Source organism: Paraburkholderia sp. SIMBA_053, from assembly GCF_046534895.1.
In the GTDB taxonomy this organism is placed as follows: Bacteria; Pseudomonadota; Gammaproteobacteria; order Burkholderiales; family Burkholderiaceae; genus Paraburkholderia; species Paraburkholderia caledonica.
The window spans coordinates 1-230 of the sequence record NZ_JAWRXU010001895.1 but is presented as its reverse complement, the minus strand read 5'-3'; the positions used below and the strand labels follow the sequence as shown (position 1 = coordinate 230).

The following is a 230-nucleotide window of genomic DNA, read 5'->3' as shown; positions in this document are numbered from 1 at the left end:
CATGTCTTTTTACACTATTATAAATGTACAAAGACATGAAACTGGATATTTTTTAGACAAGAAAGTGGGTGCTTTTTTATAAAGGAATTGCTTTGGTTATAAACGTGTATCTTTATCATAATTTTTAATAGTATTTCATCAATAAATAGAGAAATTTCTTCTGTATAGCTGCGTAGAATGATTCTATCTAAAATAAAAAATAGAGTCTCAAGACTGGGATCTTGAGACTC

General features: G+C 27.8%; 1 protein-coding gene. It reads right to left on the bottom strand.

The genetic code is table 11. The features are described from left to right. Window positions 1–17: 17 nt before the first annotated feature. Window positions 18–230 (bottom strand): hypothetical protein (locus SB753_RS42140; protein WP_410805834.1); only part of this gene is annotated, 213 nt, incomplete at its 5' end.